The 17,687-nt window shown below is 43.1% G+C and carries 16 protein-coding genes; 12 read left to right on the plus strand and 4 right to left on the minus strand.

Annotated features, from left to right (window positions below; translation table 11 throughout):
• Positions 1-383: 383 nt before the first annotated feature.
• Positions 384-671, plus strand: coding sequence for a VapA/VapB family virulence-associated protein (locus tag BDE27_RS14475; RefSeq protein ID WP_099133050.1), 288 nt, complete (start codon positions 384-386; stop codon positions 669-671).
• Here BDE27_RS14475 and BDE27_RS14480 read toward each other — a convergent pair.
• The gene (locus BDE27_RS14480) at positions 663-1,700 is read right to left on the minus strand and encodes an IS630 family transposase (RefSeq protein ID WP_120211325.1); all 1,038 of its coding nucleotides are present in this window, start codon (positions 1,698-1,700) and stop codon (positions 663-665) included. The genes BDE27_RS14475 and BDE27_RS14480 overlap by 9 nt on opposite strands.
• A 52-nt stretch (positions 1,701-1,752) precedes the next feature.
• On the opposite strand from BDE27_RS14480, the gene BDE27_RS20530 reads away from it, so the two are divergent.
• The gene (locus tag BDE27_RS20530; protein ID WP_420882898.1) at positions 1,753-1,935 is read left to right on the plus strand and encodes a VapA/VapB family virulence-associated protein; all 183 of its coding nucleotides are present in this window, start codon (positions 1,753-1,755) and stop codon (positions 1,933-1,935) included.
• 317 nt (positions 1,936-2,252) lie between these two features.
• Here BDE27_RS20530 and csdA read toward each other — a convergent pair whose 3' ends face one another.
• Complete coding sequence (gene csdA / locus BDE27_RS14490) at positions 2,253-3,461, minus strand: cysteine desulfurase CsdA (RefSeq protein WP_099133530.1); 1,209 nt, start codon at positions 3,459-3,461, stop codon at positions 2,253-2,255.
• A 406-nt stretch (positions 3,462-3,867) separates the two neighbouring features.
• Between csdA and BDE27_RS14495 the strand changes: the two genes are divergently transcribed.
• The 10 genes from BDE27_RS14495 (at position 3,868) to BDE27_RS14540 (ending at position 15,615) form a co-directional block, all read left to right on the plus strand.
• Entirely contained in the window at positions 3,868-4,791 is a 924-nt protein-coding gene (locus tag BDE27_RS14495) for a transcriptional regulator GcvA (protein ID WP_099133442.1), read from the plus strand.
• 29 nt (positions 4,792-4,820) lie between these two features.
• Positions 4,821-5,216, plus strand: coding sequence for a DUF423 domain-containing protein (locus BDE27_RS14500; RefSeq protein ID WP_099133444.1), 396 nt, complete (start codon positions 4,821-4,823; stop codon positions 5,214-5,216).
• Positions 5,209-6,306, plus strand: coding sequence for a 23S rRNA (cytidine(2498)-2'-O)-methyltransferase RlmM (gene rlmM / locus BDE27_RS14505; protein ID WP_099133446.1), 1,098 nt, complete (start codon positions 5,209-5,211; stop codon positions 6,304-6,306). The genes BDE27_RS14500 and rlmM overlap by 8 nt, the downstream gene beginning before the upstream one ends.
• Before the next feature lie 528 nt (positions 6,307-6,834).
• On the plus strand, positions 6,835-8,268 hold the full coding sequence (locus BDE27_RS14510; protein WP_099133447.1) for a serralysin family metalloprotease: 1,434 nt from the start codon (positions 6,835-6,837) through the stop codon (positions 8,266-8,268).
• Positions 8,269-8,438: 170 nt separating this feature from the next.
• Positions 8,439-8,768, plus strand: a complete 330-nt coding sequence (locus BDE27_RS14515) for an AprI/Inh family metalloprotease inhibitor (protein WP_099133449.1) — start codon at positions 8,439-8,441, stop codon at positions 8,766-8,768.
• A gap of 179 nt (positions 8,769-8,947) precedes the next feature.
• Positions 8,948-10,276, plus strand: a complete 1,329-nt coding sequence (locus BDE27_RS14520) for a hypothetical protein (protein ID WP_099133451.1) — start codon at positions 8,948-8,950, stop codon at positions 10,274-10,276.
• The gene (locus tag BDE27_RS14525; RefSeq protein WP_099133453.1) at positions 10,273-10,857 is read left to right on the plus strand and encodes a tetratricopeptide repeat protein; all 585 of its coding nucleotides are present in this window, start codon (positions 10,273-10,275) and stop codon (positions 10,855-10,857) included. The genes BDE27_RS14520 and BDE27_RS14525 overlap by 4 nt, the downstream gene beginning before the upstream one ends.
• A 175-nt stretch (positions 10,858-11,032) precedes the next feature.
• Positions 11,033-12,805: a type I secretion system permease/ATPase gene (locus tag BDE27_RS14530; protein ID WP_099133454.1), complete on the plus strand. Its 1,773-nt coding sequence runs from the start codon at positions 11,033-11,035 to the stop codon at positions 12,803-12,805.
• Between the two features lie 51 nt (positions 12,806-12,856).
• Positions 12,857-14,194, plus strand: coding sequence for an HlyD family type I secretion periplasmic adaptor subunit (locus tag BDE27_RS14535; RefSeq protein ID WP_099133456.1), 1,338 nt, complete (start codon positions 12,857-12,859; stop codon positions 14,192-14,194).
• A 5-nt stretch (positions 14,195-14,199) separates the two neighbouring features.
• Entirely contained in the window at positions 14,200-15,615 is a 1,416-nt protein-coding gene (locus BDE27_RS14540; protein WP_099133458.1) for a TolC family outer membrane protein, read from the plus strand.
• A gap of 109 nt (positions 15,616-15,724) precedes the next feature.
• Here the strand turns inward: BDE27_RS14540 and BDE27_RS14545 are convergent, their stop codons facing one another.
• Both BDE27_RS14545 and xni read right to left on the minus strand, forming a co-directional pair.
• Positions 15,725-16,762, minus strand: a complete 1,038-nt coding sequence (locus BDE27_RS14545; RefSeq protein WP_120211325.1) for an IS630 family transposase — start codon at positions 16,760-16,762, stop codon at positions 15,725-15,727.
• A 100-nt stretch (positions 16,763-16,862) separates the two neighbouring features.
• Positions 16,863-17,618 carry a flap endonuclease Xni gene (gene xni, locus BDE27_RS14550; protein WP_099133459.1) on the minus strand — a complete coding sequence of 252 codons (756 nt, stop codon included), beginning with the start codon at positions 17,616-17,618 and terminating at the stop codon, positions 16,863-16,865.
• Positions 17,619-17,687 lie beyond the last annotated feature (69 nt).

Raw genomic sequence — 17,687 nt, forward strand, 5'->3', positions numbered from 1 at the left:
TGCTTGGGCACGAAATAACCCATCAGGATCAGGAAACGCAACTCACCCTGACATTTGAATACATGACCAATGCTTTGAGAGTTTATTTAGATGTTTTCCTATTTTTAATAGATATTATTTTTTGATTTTTATGGGTATTTCCCAATGGAAAAATCAATCTATTATCATTGTGTATAAGAATATTATAAATATAATAAAATATTATTTAGTCTATTATAAATAATTCACCATACTGTATAGATATATCAGTGCATCATTTCACCATAAATAATTCTAATATATAGGAAGATATATTGTTATGAGGTATTAAATCAAATAATAAAATAATATATTTTACCTGTTGTTTTTTCTCCATTTTATGGAATATAAAAGAGGATAATATTATGAACGAAGTAGAACACAATGAAATAAAATTTAAAATCATTGAGGATTTTAAACAATATGCAAAGGGTAAATTGGAACCCAATGTTATTGGTGAGGCCGTAAAAAAAATAGCTTCTTCAAGTAATGATAAATATTACGCTACAGGTGATGTACAAAGCGTCATGTTTTTCCTACTGTTTAGCCTGGAAGTGGATATTGATAAAAAATCTTTTAGGGGGAAGGCTGGTGGGCTGACTTTTCCCGGTTTTGCCGGGATAGAAGGTTATATTTATACCAATCTAACTTGAAGATGCAGGTTTTAAAATCTGAAAATTATCAGTCAGTCGAGTCGTGAGCTCTTTCGCTTTTTCTGGCAAAGTGACATGAAAAAAGTGACGAAGAGTTTCACGGAAGGTCTTCGCATCCGGAAAATAGATATTGTTACGCACTTGCTCATTCATATACTTCCACAATCGCTCTATCGGATTGAGGTTTGGGCTGTAAGGCGGGAGGTAATGCAATTCAATATTCAGGACATACGCAATATCTTTCACCAACTCGGCTCGATGGTAACCCGCTCCATCCAAAATGATGTGGATTTTTTGCGAAAGCGGGTAAGTTTCTCGGAGCGCACCGAAGAAATAGGCGATATTTTCGGCATTGATGCGCGGATATTCACGGATCACGGTGTCTTCAATCCGTTGTAAATTCAGGGCGCCCAGAATATTGAGACGGGTACGACTGCCGGTGGTTTCGATCCCTTTTACCTGATTTTTTCCTGCTTTCATCCAGCCATAGCTGAGCTTTGTGGACTGTGAAGGATGCACCGCATCAATAAATAGGATCGGTTCATTCTGCCCCGCTTCCTCTTTCAGCGCCTTGTAGTCATCAATAAATTGTTGCTGTTTGTGCGCATCGAATTTATGAGGAACACCCTTGGGTTTTTTATAGCTGAAACCTTGGCGGTGAAGCCATTTTGTCATTCCGCCCACGCTGAAAGAAACCTGCCAACGGGCTTGGACATAGGCCACAATTTGGGTTGTGGTATGCATCAAATTGGCGGTCAAATAATCAATCAGGTCGGCGGTTTGTTCGGCAGAGAGATGGCTTTCAGAGCCGCCATTTTCTGGGGTGAGCTTTTCCTGCGCGATAAAATCTTTCAGGTGACGGCTGACCGTACTTTCATGAATACGCAAGGCCTGTGCAATCATCTGAGCAGTCCAACCTTCTGAGGCCAAAAGCACCGCCTTAATGCGATCACAGACTCGACTGTCGCGAGTAGTATCATGCATCAATTCAAGGGCGTGTTTTTGTTCTGGTGTCAGATGAATTTTCATGGTTGCATGCATGATCTGATTTGGATAAGAAATCAAGCATCTTCAATGGCGATTGGTATATACAGATGATTTAGGTAAACTCTATTCTGATACTGTAAGTTTTGAGTTTAATGCATCAATCGCATACTTTAGTTTACTTTTCTTTGATTCACACAGTCATCTGCTTGGTCACTTCCAAGGCGTTGCTATTTCCACGATATCAGGTTTGGGTGGTGGAACAGGTTCATGGAGTTAATTATCTATCATATATAATTTTAGTTAAGCCCAATGATTAGTAGAATGCTATGTCCTTGCTGTGTAATACTTTATACAGCAAGGATCATTACTATGGATTATTTAAAGGAATATGGGCTTATTTACTTTATTTCCAGATTAATGATGTCGTATTTATTATATTAACCGAATTCATCAACTTAAAATAATTTAATTTCATTAAATATTGATCAGCAAAAGGGGACTTTAAAGTTCAATAGTTATCTGCTACTAAGCTGAAAACCCACCAAAATATATTTGATAGGCTTTTATAATGGGGTAATTAATAATAGGACAATATCAATCATCCATCAGCAGCGCTAGCGCAAACTTTACGGCACTGATCAATCTATCTGCATCTTGCTGGTTATTATAAGGCATGAACGAAGCACGCAGACAGCCGCTGATCCCAAGGGCATCCAGCAATGGCTGGGCACAGTGTTGTCCTGAACGCAGAGAGATATTTTGTTCGGCAATCAGTGTCGCTAAATCACTGTGGTGTATTCCGGTGATATTGAAAGCCAGCAAGCTGGAATCCACCACACGGTAACTGTTAAATCCCGTCAGCGTACTGAGTTGCTGTTCGGTGTAATCCGTCAGGGCAATCGCATGGGATTCAGCGAGCTGGATATCAATCGTTTTCAACCATTCCAGGGTCGCGGCAAAGCCAACCACGCCGGCAACATTGGGTGTTCCCGCTTCAAAACGATAAGGTACGGCTTCCGGTGTGAAACCATCGAACGAGACTTGAGTCAGCATTTTTCCGCCGCCATGCCACGGTGACATCGTATTCAGCAATTCACTTTTGCCATACAACACACCCAATCCATTTGGGCCATACAGTTTATGAGCAGAGAAGGCATAAAAGTCGATATCCAGTTGTTGTACATTGACAGGCGCGTGAACGATACCTTGAGCACCATCGACCAGAACACGGCAATCATATTGATGAGCGAGTGTAGTGACTTGCGCCAAATCTACTGCGGCGCCGGTAACGTTAGACATTTGGCTGATGGCAACTAAGCGGCTTTTTTCATTCAATAGTTCTGCCAGAGTATCGATTTCTGGTTGGTGCCGATTACCAATCGCCCATTTAACGATTTTGGCGCCGGTTTGTTGCGCCAGAATCAGCCACGGTAACAGGTTAGCGTGGTGTTCCTGTTCGCTGACAATGATTTCATCACCTGCGCTCAAACGAGGGCGAAAGTAACTTTGGGCAACCAGATTGATAGACTCCGTGGTTCCTTTTGTCCAGATAATATCTTCAGGTAATGGCGCATTGATCAATTCTGCTACCAGTGAACGAGCTTGCTCATAACGAGCCGTCATGGCCTGCGCAGTGGCATGCTGGCTGCGGTGTACTGTTGCACTGTGGTTTTGGTAATAGTGCTTGGTCGCCTCAATCATACATGCCGGTTTTAATGCTGTGGCTGCACTGTCCAAAAATGTGGTGGATTGTTGCAGGGCAGGAAATTGCAGGCGGAATTTTTCTGAGTCAAAGGCTTTCATAAACGGCGCTAATTTAATCGTTGTGTGATAAAGAATAAGTTTTTCTTTAACCAAGAGATGAGGAATTCTACAGGAGAAAGTCGGGAAAAAAAGCACCGCCATTGCGGTGCAATAAAAAATCACTATGGACAGACAGGGTAAATGTACAGGAAGTGAAAAAAAACAGTAGCTTATGCTACAAAGCCTGGTTTCCCAGACAACTTGCAAACACAACATCACAACCACAAAGCCAAAAGCGTCAATGTATCGCTACAAAGAGACTTTTCGTTCCGGCTTAGGAAGTGCGCACACTATAGGGATTTGCTGGTATATCATCAATGGACAAATTATAATGCTTCGGATTACAAAAACTAATAACTGAATGAAAAGAGTTACCGGTATCGTCACTACTACATAAGAAACGAACATGTCTAAACGTTTACCTCCACTCAATGCGTTACGCGTTTTTGATGCCGCGGCCCGTCATTTAAGTTTTACTAAAGCGGCAGAAGAATTATTTGTGACTCAGGCCGCTGTTAGCCATCAAATGAAAAGTCTGGAAGATTTTCTGGGATTAAAGCTTTTTCGTCGCCGTAACCGTTCGCTATTGTTGACGGAAGATGGGCAGAGTTACTATCTCGATATCAAGGAGATTTTTACTGCTATCAATGACGCGACTCGCAAACTTCAGGCTCGTAGTGCTAAGGGGGCGTTAACGGTCAGTTTATCCCCCAGTTTTGCGATTCAGTGGTTAGTGCCGCGGCTTTCAGGTTTTAATCAGAGTTTTCCGGGAATTGATGTTCGCATTCAGGCAGTGGATCGGGAAGAAGATAAACTGGCTGATGATGTCGATGTCGCGATTTTTTATGGCCGAGGCAACTGGCCGGGGTTGCGTACCGATCGCCTTTATCCCGAATATCTGCTGCCTGTCTGTTCTCCTGCGTTACTGACGGGTGATCGCCCATTGAAAACTCCCGCAGATCTTGCCAGGCATACTTTGTTGCATGATTCATCCCGCCGGGATTGGCAAGCCTATGTTCGCCAGCTTGATATGCAGCAACAAATTAATGTCCAGCAGGGACCAATATTCAGCCATAGTGCGATGGTGATTCAGGCGGCTGTACATGGTCAAGGTGTTGCGCTAGCCAATAATGTTATGGCCCAAAATGAAATTGATGCGGGTCGTCTTGTCTGCCCATTTAATGATGTTTTGGTCAGCAAGAATGCATTTTATTTGGTTTGTCACGATAATCAGGCAGAATTGGGCAAGATCGCGGCTTTCCGCAAGTGGATACTAACCCAGGCTGCAACTGAGCAAGAAAGGTTAGGATTTATTACCCAGCACCCCTAATAACTGGCAAACAGAGACAGGAGCCTGTGATGTGCAGTCGAACTATGCTTATTTTTGTTGGGATCAGTGGTTTTTTCTACGTGGCATTGGGCGCGATGGGAGCACATATGTTAGCACCTATCCTGACACCACGTCAGATGGAATGGATTCATACCGGCCTGCAATATCAAGGTCTGCATACACTCGCCATGATGGCTCTGGTAGCTTTGTCGATGCGCGAGCCTGTAGCACCGTTTGGTTGGAGTGGGATTTTTTTCACGGCGGGAATTGTGCTGTTTAGTGGCAGTCTTTATTGTCTGGTCTTTTTACCGCTAAAATTTCTGGTTTATTTGACACCAATCGGTGGGTTCAGTTTTCTCATTGGTTGGTTATGTGTATTAATTGGCGCTCTGCGTCTAAGGAAATCGGCGCCTAGCCATGAATAAAGTTGCTTTATATTGCCGCCCAGGTTTTGAAAAAGAGTGTGCAGCAGAAATTACCGATAAGGCGGGTAAAAAAGAAATTTACGGTTTTGCCCGCGTGAAAGAGAACAGTGGATATGTGCTGTTTGAGTGTTATCAGCCCGATGATGCGGATCGCCTGATCCGTGAAATACCGTTCGGTGAATTGGTTTTTGCTCGTCAAATGTTGGTTGTAGGCGAATTGCTGAAAGATTTACCGCAGGAAGATCGCATTACCCCGATTGTCGGTATGCTGATTGGTGTCATTGAGAGGGCAGGTGAACTGCGTGTCGAGGTGCCGGATACCAATGAAAGCAAGGAGCTGATGAAGTTTTGCCGTAAGTTTACGGTTCCGTTACGTAATGCGATGCGTCAGGAAAAGCTTTTGCTGGCAAAGGAAAATTATAGTCGTCCTGTTATCCATGTCTTTTTCATCGCTTCGGGCTGTTGTTATGTGGGGTATTCCTATAGCAATAATAACTCCCGTTTTTATATGGGCATTCCTCGCCTGAAATTCCCTTCAGATGCACCAAGCCGTTCCACGCTGAAACTGGAGGAAGCCTTTCATATATTCATTCCTTATGACGAATGGGAAGAGCGTCTGGGTAGCGGCCTTCACGCAGTGGATCTCGGTGCTTGTCCGGGAGGATGGACTTACCAACTCGTAAAACGCAGTATGATGGTTCATGCGGTAGATAATGGCCCGATGGCTGATAGTTTGATGGAAACAGGCCAAGTAAAGCATCATCGTGTGGATGGTTTTAAATTTGAACCATCAGTGAAAAATATTTACTGGCTGGTTTGTGATATGGTTGAGAAACCTGCCAAAGTTGCCCAACTTATGACAGATTGGCTGGTAAAAAGCTGGTGCCGTGAGGCTATATTCAATCTTAAATTGCCGATGAAAAAGCGTTATGAGGAAGTCGCTCATCTATTGCAAAAAATAGAACAGCAATTGAAAGAGAATGGTGTGAATGCGCAGATTCAGGCGAAACACCTGTATCACGATCGTGAAGAGATCACTGTACACATTCGTCGTATCTGGTCTCTGTATGCTGCTGATCGGGATTATTGATATAATCCTTTACTGTGTTAAATATGCTGCCTTATTGGCAGCACTTATTTATTCTATCTATCGTCTTATTATCCTATTTATCTGTTGTCATACCACTTAATTCAACTATTTCAGTTACCCTTATCGCAAATACACAATGTGAAATCCAGGGATATGGAATTAATTTCAAGTTGAATAAAAAACAACCCGCCTTTAAAAAAGTAGAGAAAAAAAGGTAAAGAGATAATTCTTTCTTAAGATCAATTTTTAGCAGATAAAAACAACATTATTTATTACTAAATCATGTTGTTTTTTTATTATCAAAAAAATTTCATTGAGAAATTAATAATTAATTACATAAATTAAATTTGTTCAATATGTATTCTAAAAAAGTATATTAATTATTTTTACACAGACAGTAACTAACGCTATTTTATTCTGGAGTTTTATTTCTAAGTGGGGCTTAGAAAGAATTTAAAACTTTTACCTCCGTTATTATCAAAATTTCGGGTTTTTAGGATATTTGTCTTGTTTTTACAGGAGATTTATATGGCCTCAAAGAAAAAGTATACCTATACAGGGTTATCTGATTCCAATTCCGTTCAGGAAGTTAATTCATTTCTTAAAGCCTATGTTCCAAATTACGACACCTCTATTCGGGTTGCTCATGAGCCATTAGGAGACAATGCACCTGATAAGCTTCTGCGAGGCCACTATAAGTGGTCCAATAAGTATGTTGATTCTTCTGGCACTTTGAAATTATCGTACTATTTCATGGAGTCGACACCGGCTATAATGCCGTTGTTTGAAATTTCTGGCTTCAGTGCTTTTAATGAAGAACAAAAAGAAGCAGCGAAACTTTCTTTACAATCCTGGTCTGATGTTGCCAATATTAAATTTACCGAAGTAAGTAGTGCTAAAAAAGCGAATATCACTTTTGGTTTCTTTGATCATAGTGACAACGATGATTATGCATTTGCAACTCTGCCACAAGGACAAAAAAACGCTTTTACATGGTATGACTCTACAAGCCATACTTTTGTAGACAATGATATTGATGTGAATGGTTATGCTCGTCAGACTTTCACCCATGAAATTGGCCATGCACTAGGATTGGAGCACCCTGCCGATTATGATGCTTCTGATAAAGTGCGGCCAGGCTATATCACTAAAGCAGAATATTTTGAAGATACTCGTGCCTATACGGTCATGAGTTATTTCACTGAAAAATATACAGGCCAAGATTTTAAATATGAATATTCATCGGCGCCTCTGTTGAATGATATCTCTGCCATTCAGAAATTGTATGGTGCAAATATGGAAACCCGTACGGGTGATACCATATATGGTTTTAATTCCAATACCGACCGCGACTTTATGACGGCCACTGATGCGAACAGCAAACTGGTGTTCAGTGTCTGGGATGCGGGGGGTGAAGATACTTTTGATTTCTCCGGCTTTACCCAAAATCAGCGTATCAACCTGAATGAAGGCGCTTTCTCTGACGTTGGTGGTTTGAAAGGCAACGTTTCTATTGCCCGTGGTGTCGTTATTGAGAACGCGATTGGCGGCAGCGGCGACGATATTCTGGTCGGTAACAGTGCAGACAACACCCTGAAAGGTGGCGCAGGCGATGACATCATTTATGGCGGTCTGGGCGGTGATCATCTGTGGGGTGGAGAAGGTAACGATACCTTTGTTTATCTGGATGGAAAAGAATCGCTGAAAGATAATCCAGACTGGATCCACGATTTCGTCTCTGGTGAGGATAAGATCGATTTGTCTGAATTCAATTTCGGTGGTAATGGCGATATCAAATTTGTGGATTCGTTCTCAGGTAAGGCAGGCGAAGTCCTGTTTACTTATGACGAAGTGAAGGAGGTAACTGATCTGGAAATCAGCCTTGGTGGTGATCTGGCGGGCAACGATTTTCTGGTGAAAGTGGTCGGTCAACCGTTAACTGAAGCAGATTTCATCGTCTAATTGATGTCATCACATTAATAGAATATTGCCGTGTTCCCCTCAGGATACGGCAATATTATGGACATGATGGAAAGGTGAAAATGGTGAACTTCTTGCGTTGTGGCTGTCGGTTTTATAGATCGAAATTGCTCTTATCGATAATTTTCTCTCTTTTTTTGGCAGGAGGATGTATGGCGAGTAGTTTGAGGCTTCCAACCGCAGGTGAGTTGAAAGGATTATGGCAACTCTCCGATGGAAATAAGCTGTGCAGTATTGAATTGACCGATGTCCGTTTACCCGAAGGCTCAATTTGGGCTTTAAAAGGTAATGCGTGTGTGACTGAGTTGATTGGGCAGCCTGTTGAAGGATGGTATCCATCTCCAGATGGCATCACATTGACTGATGATGATGGCAATAGTGTGGCTTTTTTTAGTCATGAGTCAGAACAGTGGATTGCTTACTTTGTTGATGGCAGGGAACTGGTCATGACATTCTCCCAATTTTCAGCGTATTGCCAGTGAACGATCAGCCGCTATCACGGTGTTGCCCAAAACTATACGTATGGCTTTGCAGTCGTTGATCCTTGGCTTAGGTGGCTGGTTGGCAATTATTAATATTTTTATTGAAAATGATTTCTATTATCATTAATCTTCCCTCAGGGTGAGGTGAAATTTCTTTAACTTTCAATAAGGAAACCGTTATGCCAGTTTTTCCATTTCCATTTACGCCATCTGGGCCTATGTCACCTGTAACAACTAAGCCTTGGTCACCGACATCGATACCATCTGGACCTATGTCGCCAATACCCTCTGGACACTCATATGGATTTATTGGGGCCTACGACGTCATGCGTGGAAAGTCTCCAGGTACATATCATAACAGAACTGATGCCGACTTATTGCCATACCATGGTGGTATAACAATAAAAATAGCCCCATCAGGGACGAAATATACGAATGAAGCAGGAATCGTTAGCGCATCTCCTTTTGGACATGCATGGGTTGAATTTCAGGGAGAATCTATCGGATGGGGTCTAGGTGATGACAAAAGAGTCGGAGGAGTTGATAACCTAACATTTAGAGATTCTATGGCATACGATGCATCAAAGGTTGTCAGTGTCACATATCCATTATATTCAGAGAATGTTGTTGGTAATATAGAAAGATACATCTCTGAATTGAAAAATGGTAATTTTGATAATGATTGGGCGAATTTTTCAGATTTCAAAGAAAATTATAATCTCCTTACCAATAATTGTATAGATTTTGTAAACTCTATTTTAGCAGTCACAGAGGCAGATAATGATGCACATTATTTAGATTATATTCAACCATTACACGGATTAACTCCAGATGGGATAATACATCTTCTAGGTTTAGATTTAAATCAAGTGAAAGAGATTATTGAACAACACATTAATGAATTTGAAAACAAAGAAACCCCACTTGTTATTGATCTCACTGGTGATGGTATTACGACTATAGCAGAAAACGGTAACCTCTTTTTTGATCACGATAATAACGGAATTATTGAAAGCTCAGGATGGATAGAGTCAAACAGTGCATTTTTAGTATGGGATAAAAACAGAGATGGGAAAATAAACAATGGAAATGAACTGTTTGGGAATAACTCGATCTTAAAAAATGGCACCAAAGCAGATCATGGATTCGCGGCATTAGCCGATCTCGATGATAATAATGATGGTATTTTTGATCAAAATGATAGTCTGTGGAACTCATTAGAGTTATGGATTGATGCTAATCATGATGCGATAACTGACAGCGGAGAGTTACATAAATTAAGTGAATCAGGGATTTCTTCTATCAATCTTGCGCATAAGGAAAACGGATTCAAAGATATTAACGGTAACATTCATGGGCTGGAAAGCACCGTGAACTGGGATAATGGAAATGTGACTAAGATAGTTGATGTGTATTTTGCAGTGGATAAAAATAAGACAATTGAATCAGTTACCTCTCACATTGACATAGTAGGAGTAAATGATATTTTTAGCGAGGTTATATTATGATTGGTTTATTTTTTAAAAATAAAAAGAATTTCATTTATTCCATATTATTTTTATCTTTTATGGCGCAGAGTTCAAACATGACCAATCATAATATTCCATCGGCTATATTTAATTATCCGGATGATTTTTTATCAGCATTACCTATTCCAATGCCTAAAAATGAAAGTGAATATTTTGAGTTGGTAAATAAAGCAAATGCTGGAGATCCCGAAGCAAATTGGATGCTTGCCGTAATACAAAACACTGTAGGTAATCATCAGGAGGCCAGTGAAAGATATCATTTATCTATTTCTAGAAATGATAAATTTAAGCTAAAATCTATGGTTAATTTAGGATTTATTCTTGAAGAAGAAAATAAATTCGCTGAAGCACGCGCTCTTTTTGAACAGGCTGGAGAAAATGGCTATTTTGAAGGTTACCGCACTATTGGGACTAATTATTTGAATGGAATAGGCGTAAAACAAGATTTTAATAAAGCGAAGGAGTATTATAAGAAAGCAAGTCAAATTGGGTGTAATGAATGCACGTACTTTATTAACAATTGGAATGATGTCGTTAAATTAAAAAAATCAGGAAAATAAATTTAGACATGAAATAAATAGCGTAATTTGATTTCATGAAAATTATCTAAAAATACGGCGGCCAAAGAAGGGAATGATAGCCGCCGTATGATGAATAAACAGCCGAGTTAAAAATTAATTATTGCTGTTTTTGTTGTTAATTATAATTGATTGCGTTTTAAGCAGGAAAAGAAGAATGGTAAGTAATCTCAAGCAGCAAGGGAATGAAATCACGGAGGTTATCCGTGCACACAGTAAGGTCTTCTGGACTATTGGATTATTTACAGCATTTATCAACTTGCTGATGCTGGTTCCCTCCATTTATATGCTGCAAGTATATGATCGAGTACTGCCATCCAGTAATGAAATGACCTTGCTGATGCTGACGTTGATCACGTTGGGTATGTTCGCCATGATGGGCGGGCTGGAGTATATCCGAAGTCAGGTGGTGATCCGCATCGGCAGTCAGTTTGATATGTGCCTGAATCAACGGGTTTATACCGCTTCCTATGAATCCAACCTGAAAAATGGTTCCACTGATGCAGGGCAAATGCTTAATGATTTGGCGACCATCCGTCAGTTCTTAACCGGCAATGCCCTGTTTGCCTTTTTTGATGCCCCTTGGTTCCCTGTCTATCTTTGCGTCATCTTCCTGTTCAGCCCATATTTGGGGTTGTTGGCGCTACTTGGGGCGATCATATTGATCGCGCTGGCGGTGCTGAACCAGTGGTTATCTCAAGCACCTTTGGCAGAAGCCAGTAAGCTTTCTTTGCGCTCAGCCAATTTAGCCAGTACCAATTTGCGTAATGCCGAAGTGATTGAAGCACTTGGTATGTTGCCAGCACTGCGCCGTCGTTGGTTTGGCTTGCATCAGCGTTTTCTCAATTTTCAGCGTATTGCCAGTGAACGTTCGGCCGCTATCACGGCACTGACCAAAACGATCCGTATGGCCTTGCAGTCGTTGATTCTTGGCTTGGGTGGCTGGTTGGCGATTGAAGGGAATATTACCCCCGGCATGATGATTGCGGGTTCCATTTTGATGGGAAGAGCGTTGTCGCCGATTGAACAATTGATACAGGCATGGAAGAGTTGGAATGCTGCCCGCTTGTCCTGGCAGCGGCTGGATAAGTTACTAAAAGCGCAGCCAGAACGCAAAAGTGGCATGTCATTGCCAGCGCCTAAGGGCGTGTTGCTGATGGAAAAAGTATCGGCAATGCCACCGAGTAAAACACGGGCACTCCAGGCCTCGCAAAACGGATTATCACCAAATAATCAATATGTCTTGCAGGATATCAATTTAGCCTTGAATGCCGGTGATGTTCTGGGTGTGATTGGTCCCAGTGCGTCGGGGAAATCGACATTGGCTCGCCTGCTGGTAGGGATATGGCCGGCGCAAGAAGGTGTTGTACGGCTTGATGATGCTGATATCTACCAATGGAACAAAGATGAGTTAGGGGCATCCATTGGTTATCTGCCACAGGATATTGAACTGTTTGGCGGTACGATTGCGGAAAATATCGCACGCTTTAATGACGTTGAACCTGAAAAAGTTATTGAGGCGGCGAAAAAAGCCGGTGTTCATGAGTTGGTGCTTAATCTTGAGCGGGGTTATGACACGGTAATCGGTGCGGGTGGCATGGGGTTATCCGGTGGACAGAAACAACGAATAGGTTTGGCGCGTGCCTTGTATGGCAACCCATCGCTTGTGGTGTTGGATGAACCTAACTCGAATCTGGATGATATTGGCGAAAAAGCCTTAAGCCATGCGATCGCGCAATTGCGAGAACAAGGTAAGACAGTGATAGTTATCACGCACCGACCTTCATTGCTCTCACAAACAACCAAAATTTTGCTGTTGGTACAGGGGAAAATGAAAATGTTTGGCCCTTCCCAGCAAGTAATGGCGGCGCTATCCCAATCTCAGTCTTCGTCACAATCACAGTTAAAAGCGGTCGAACGTGCCTCGTAACATGATTCAGCCATATTTCAATCCTTGGGATATTTCTATCTGGGAGTAAAGATGTCCTATCAGACTCACGCAAAGGACGCCCAAAATGAGGTGTCGGAATTATTGCCGCTGGATGCAAATCGTTACCTGCGAATAGGTTGGCTGATTATTGGGATCGGCATTGTGGGGTTTTTCATCTGGGCGGCATTTGCGCCACTCGATAAAGGGGTGGCTTCTTCTGGTACTGTCGTGGTTGATGGTAACCGTAAAACGATACAGTCTCCGGTTAATGGCATTATCAGCCAAATTCAGGTGAAAGAAGGGGAGCAAGTGAAAGCTGGACAGGTTTTGGTTCAGCTCAGCCAGGTGCAGGTTAATGCACAAATTGATTCCCTGAAACAGCAGCTTTACACCACATTGGCAACAGAAGCCCGACTTTTGGCCGAACAGCAAGGGCAAGATGCCATTGTTTTTCCACCTATGTTACTGAATCAACAATCGGAGCCGCGTATTAATGAGACTCTGGCCTTGCAAAAACAGCTCTTTTTATCACGTCGTGAAATGTTGCGTAGTGATCTGGCGGGAATGCAGCAGGCCGAAGAGGGACTGAATTTTCAAATCAGGGGGCTGCGTGAAGCTCTGGTGAGTAAACAGCAGCAGCAAGTCTCTCTCAAGGAACAGGTGACGAATTTGCAGCCCCTGACGGAAGAGGGCTATTTCCCCCGCAACCGCTATCTGGAATTACTGCGTAACCAAAGTGAATTAAGTGGCAGTATCGCGGAAATGACCGGAAAAATTGGCCAACTTGAAAAACAGCGGCAGGAAACGCAGCAGCGAGTTATCCAGCGTCAGGCGGATTATCAACGTGAAGTGCGCAGCCAGTTAGCTGATGTACAGGTCTTGGCGAATGAGCTGAGAAATAAGCTGGAAACGGCACAATTTGATCGGTCACATACTTCTATTATTGCTCCGGTAGATGGCTCGGTGGTTGGCTTAACCGTGTTTACCCAAGGTGGTGTGGTGGCTTCTGGTGAGAAATTAATGGAGATCCTGCCGACCCAGAGTGCGCTGGAAGTCGAGGCGCGTTTAATGGTGAACCTGATTGATAAAGTTACTGTGGGGCAAGATGTTGATTTGATGTTTACCGCATTTAACCAAAACCGGACGCCGAAAGTCACGGGTAAGGTAATGGTGGTTTCTGCTGACCGTTTGGTGGATGGTCTGACAAGAGAACCTTATTACCAGATGCGATTGAAAGTCAGTCCTGAAAGCATGGAGAAACTGGCAGGGTTGAATATCAAACCGGGGATGCCTGTTGAGGTATTTGTCAAAACAGGTTCGCGTTCGTTGTTGAGTTATCTGTTCAAGCCATTAATGGACAGGACGTCTACCTCGCTGATTGAGGAGTAATGGGGATGTTGATATATCACAGTTTTGCCAATAGACGGACTTATTTATCTCCCCTATTTTCCAGGACATTGTTGCCAGCATCAGTATTACTGGTGTCGATATTGATATTTCCCCGTTTTGCCAGTGCGCTTTCCTTAACGGAGGCTTATGCGCTGGCATTACAGCACGATCCGACGTTTCAGGCTGCTATCAAAGAGCAGGAAGCGGGGCGAGAGGAGAAAAACCTTGGGCTGGTGGAACTGTTGCCCAAGCTATCTTTCAGTTACCAGAATGCACCTAGAAATTGGCAGAAGATGGATTCGCAATCTTTGGATCAGCGGGGAAGGATCGTCAAGGAGAGCCGTGATCGACAGTATGATAGCTATAGTGGTGCGATTATTTTGACCCAACCCGTGATCGATTTCGAGGCATGGGCGCGTTATCGAACCCGTCAGGCTTATGCTTTGATGAGTGATAGCCGCTTTCGGGTTGATAGCCAGCAATTGGCAGTCAGAGTGGTGAACAGTTATGTGGCCGTAGCTTATGCACAAGATCGGTTAGCACAGGTTGCCCAACAGCGGGCAGCCTATGAGGGGCAACTGGAACGTAACCAGAAATTATTTTTTTCCGGTGAAGGCACCCGTACCGATGTAGCGGAAACCCAGGCGCGTTACAGTCAGGTATTGGCTGATGAGTTAACAGTGCAAGATGAGCTGGATGCTGCTATTCGTGGCTTACAGTTATTAGTTGGCATACCGTTGCCAGCAGATGTGCCTGTTAATCGTTTATCCGACTCTCCGCGATTCAAAACCATCAAACTGGATTTAGCACACTATGCCGATTGGGAACAACTGGCATTACGTCAGAATCCACAACTGGCTGCTGCCCGCCAGAAAGTGGATGTGGCGTATCATGATATTGAGCGTAACCGGGCGGGATATCTGCCAAAATTGGAGCTATATGCTTCCCATAGCGAAAATAAATCTAGTAGCGACAACAGCATCGACCAAAAATACCGGACAGATTCCATTGGATTGCGGATATCCATGAATCTCTATAATGGCGGAGGTACTGCGGCAGCGGTGCGCCAATCAGCTGCAAATTATGGTAAGACTAAATTCGAAATGGATGCCCAGACAGGAGAAATTCTGAATGCACTGCGGCGTAATTATAACGCTTGCGTGAATGGTGAAAAGCGGATACGAGCCTATGAAACGGCGGTGGAAGCGGCTGCATTACAAGTGAAAGCGACTCAAAAAAGTGTGGCATTGGGGCAGAGAGTGAATGTCGATATATTGAATGCTGAGCAACAGCTTTATACCGCCCGTCGTGAACTCTCTCAGGCAAAATATGACTATATGAAAGCATGGGTTGGGTTATTAGATGAATCCGGTCAACTACAGAGTGAACATATTAAGTTAGTTGCTGATTATTTTGGTTGAGATGATTGCATTATTGAAATGATTAAAGTGTGATACCACGTTTTCTTTATCCTTGAGATCCGCATAATAGAAACGGGTATCACGCACATACATCTAGGTATATACCAATCTAACTTGAAGATGCAGGTTTTAAAATCTGAAAATTATCAGTCAGTCGAGTCGTGAGCTCTTTCGCTTTTTCTGGCAAAGTGACATGAAAAAAGTGACGAAGAGTTTCACGGAAGGTCTTCGCATCCGGAAAATAGATATTGTTACGCACTTGCTCATTCATATACTTCCACAATCGCTCTATCGGATTGAGGTTTGGGCTGTAAGGCGGGAGGTAATGCAATTCAATATTCAGGACATACGCAATATCTTTCACCAACTCGGCTCGATGGTAACCCGCTCCATCCAAAATGATGTGGATTTTTTGCGAAAGCGGGTAAGTTTCTCGGAGCGCACCGAAGAAATAGGCGATATTTTCGGCATTGATGCGCGGATATTCACGGATCACGGTGTCTTCAATCCGTTGTAAATTCAGGGCGCCCAGAATATTGAGACGGGTACGACTGCCGGTGGTTTCGATCCCTTTTACCTGATTTTTTCCTGCTTTCATCCAGCCATAGCTGAGCTTTGTGGACTGTGAAGGATGCACCGCATCAATAAATAGGATCGGTTCATTCTGCCCCGCTTCCTCTTTCAGCGCCTTGTAGTCATCAATAAATTGTTGCTGTTTGTGCGCATCGAATTTATGAGGAACACCCTTGGGTTTTTTATAGCTGAAACCTTGGCGGTGAAGCCATTTTGTCATTCCGCCCACGCTGAAAGAAACCTGCCAACGGGCTTGGACATAGGCCACAATTTGGGTTGTGGTATGCATCAAATTGGCGGTCAAATAATCAATCAGGTCGGCGGTTTGTTCGGCAGAGAGATGGCTTTCAGAGCCGCCATTTTCTGGGGTGAGCTTTTCCTGCGCGATAAAATCTTTCAGGTGACGGCTGACCGTACTTTCATGAATACGCAAGGCCTGTGCAATCATCTGAGCAGTCCAACCTTCTGAGGCCAAAAGCACCGCCTTAATGCGATCACAGACTCGACTGTCGCGAGTAGTATCATGCATCAATTCAAGGGCGTGTTTTTGTTCTGGTGTCAGATGAATTTTCATGGTTGCATGCATGATCTGATTTGGATAAGAAATCAAGCATCTTCAATGGCGATTGGTATATACACCTATAGGCGCACGTACCGATAGAAAGAGCCGGGTTTTATCTACTAATAAGCCGCAATTGCTGCAAATTACCCTGTAGAGACAAATCAGTTCTTAACGAAGCGATTTCACGGCTGATATAAGCTATTTCTTTGTGAGACTCCAATTTTTTTCGCCATTTATCTGGCTGGGCGTCCAAATTTTGAAATAAATTATCCAGTGAACCTGCTTGTTGCAGCAGGGTGGCGGCGGTTTTTGGGCCAATTCCCTGAATGCCGGGAATTTTACTGCTACTAATACCTGCAAGTCCCCAATAGTCGGGAAGTTGGTCTGGTTCAACGCCAAACTCCTGCTGGACAAAAGGCAGATCCAGCCAGCGCTTTTGGAAGTAATCCCGAATTTGAATATTGGGAGAAAGGAGCTGGCAATAGCCCTTATCGGTCGAAACGATTGTGACATTATGCCCGCTGTGAGCGACTTTGGTTGCCAGTGTTGCGGCTAAATCATCCGCTTCATGCCCTTCCGCGTGCCAGCAAGCGACTCCCAACGCATTAAATGCCTGTTTAATTAGGGGCAATTCTTGCTGTAGGTTGTCTGGCATGGCAGCACGACCCGCTTTGTAATCAGGGAAAAGATGGTGGCGCCAGCTATGGTTGCGGCCATCTTCATCGAATACCGCAACAGCGTGGGTTGGTGATGCATGGATGATTAACTGTTTTAACGCATGTTCACAGGCAGGAATACAAGGGCTTCCCTGTACTGCATGAATGCGTCGAATCAGGTTTAAGGCATCTACAATCAAAAGGTGTATCATGGTCGTTATATTCCATCCGTGGCGCTATTCCCTGGCACCCGCCTCATTGAATTGAGCAAAGGTATCCGC

This window comes from Xenorhabdus ehlersii, assembly GCF_003610465.1.
Classification (GTDB): Bacteria; Pseudomonadota; Gammaproteobacteria; order Enterobacterales; family Enterobacteriaceae; genus Xenorhabdus; species Xenorhabdus ehlersii.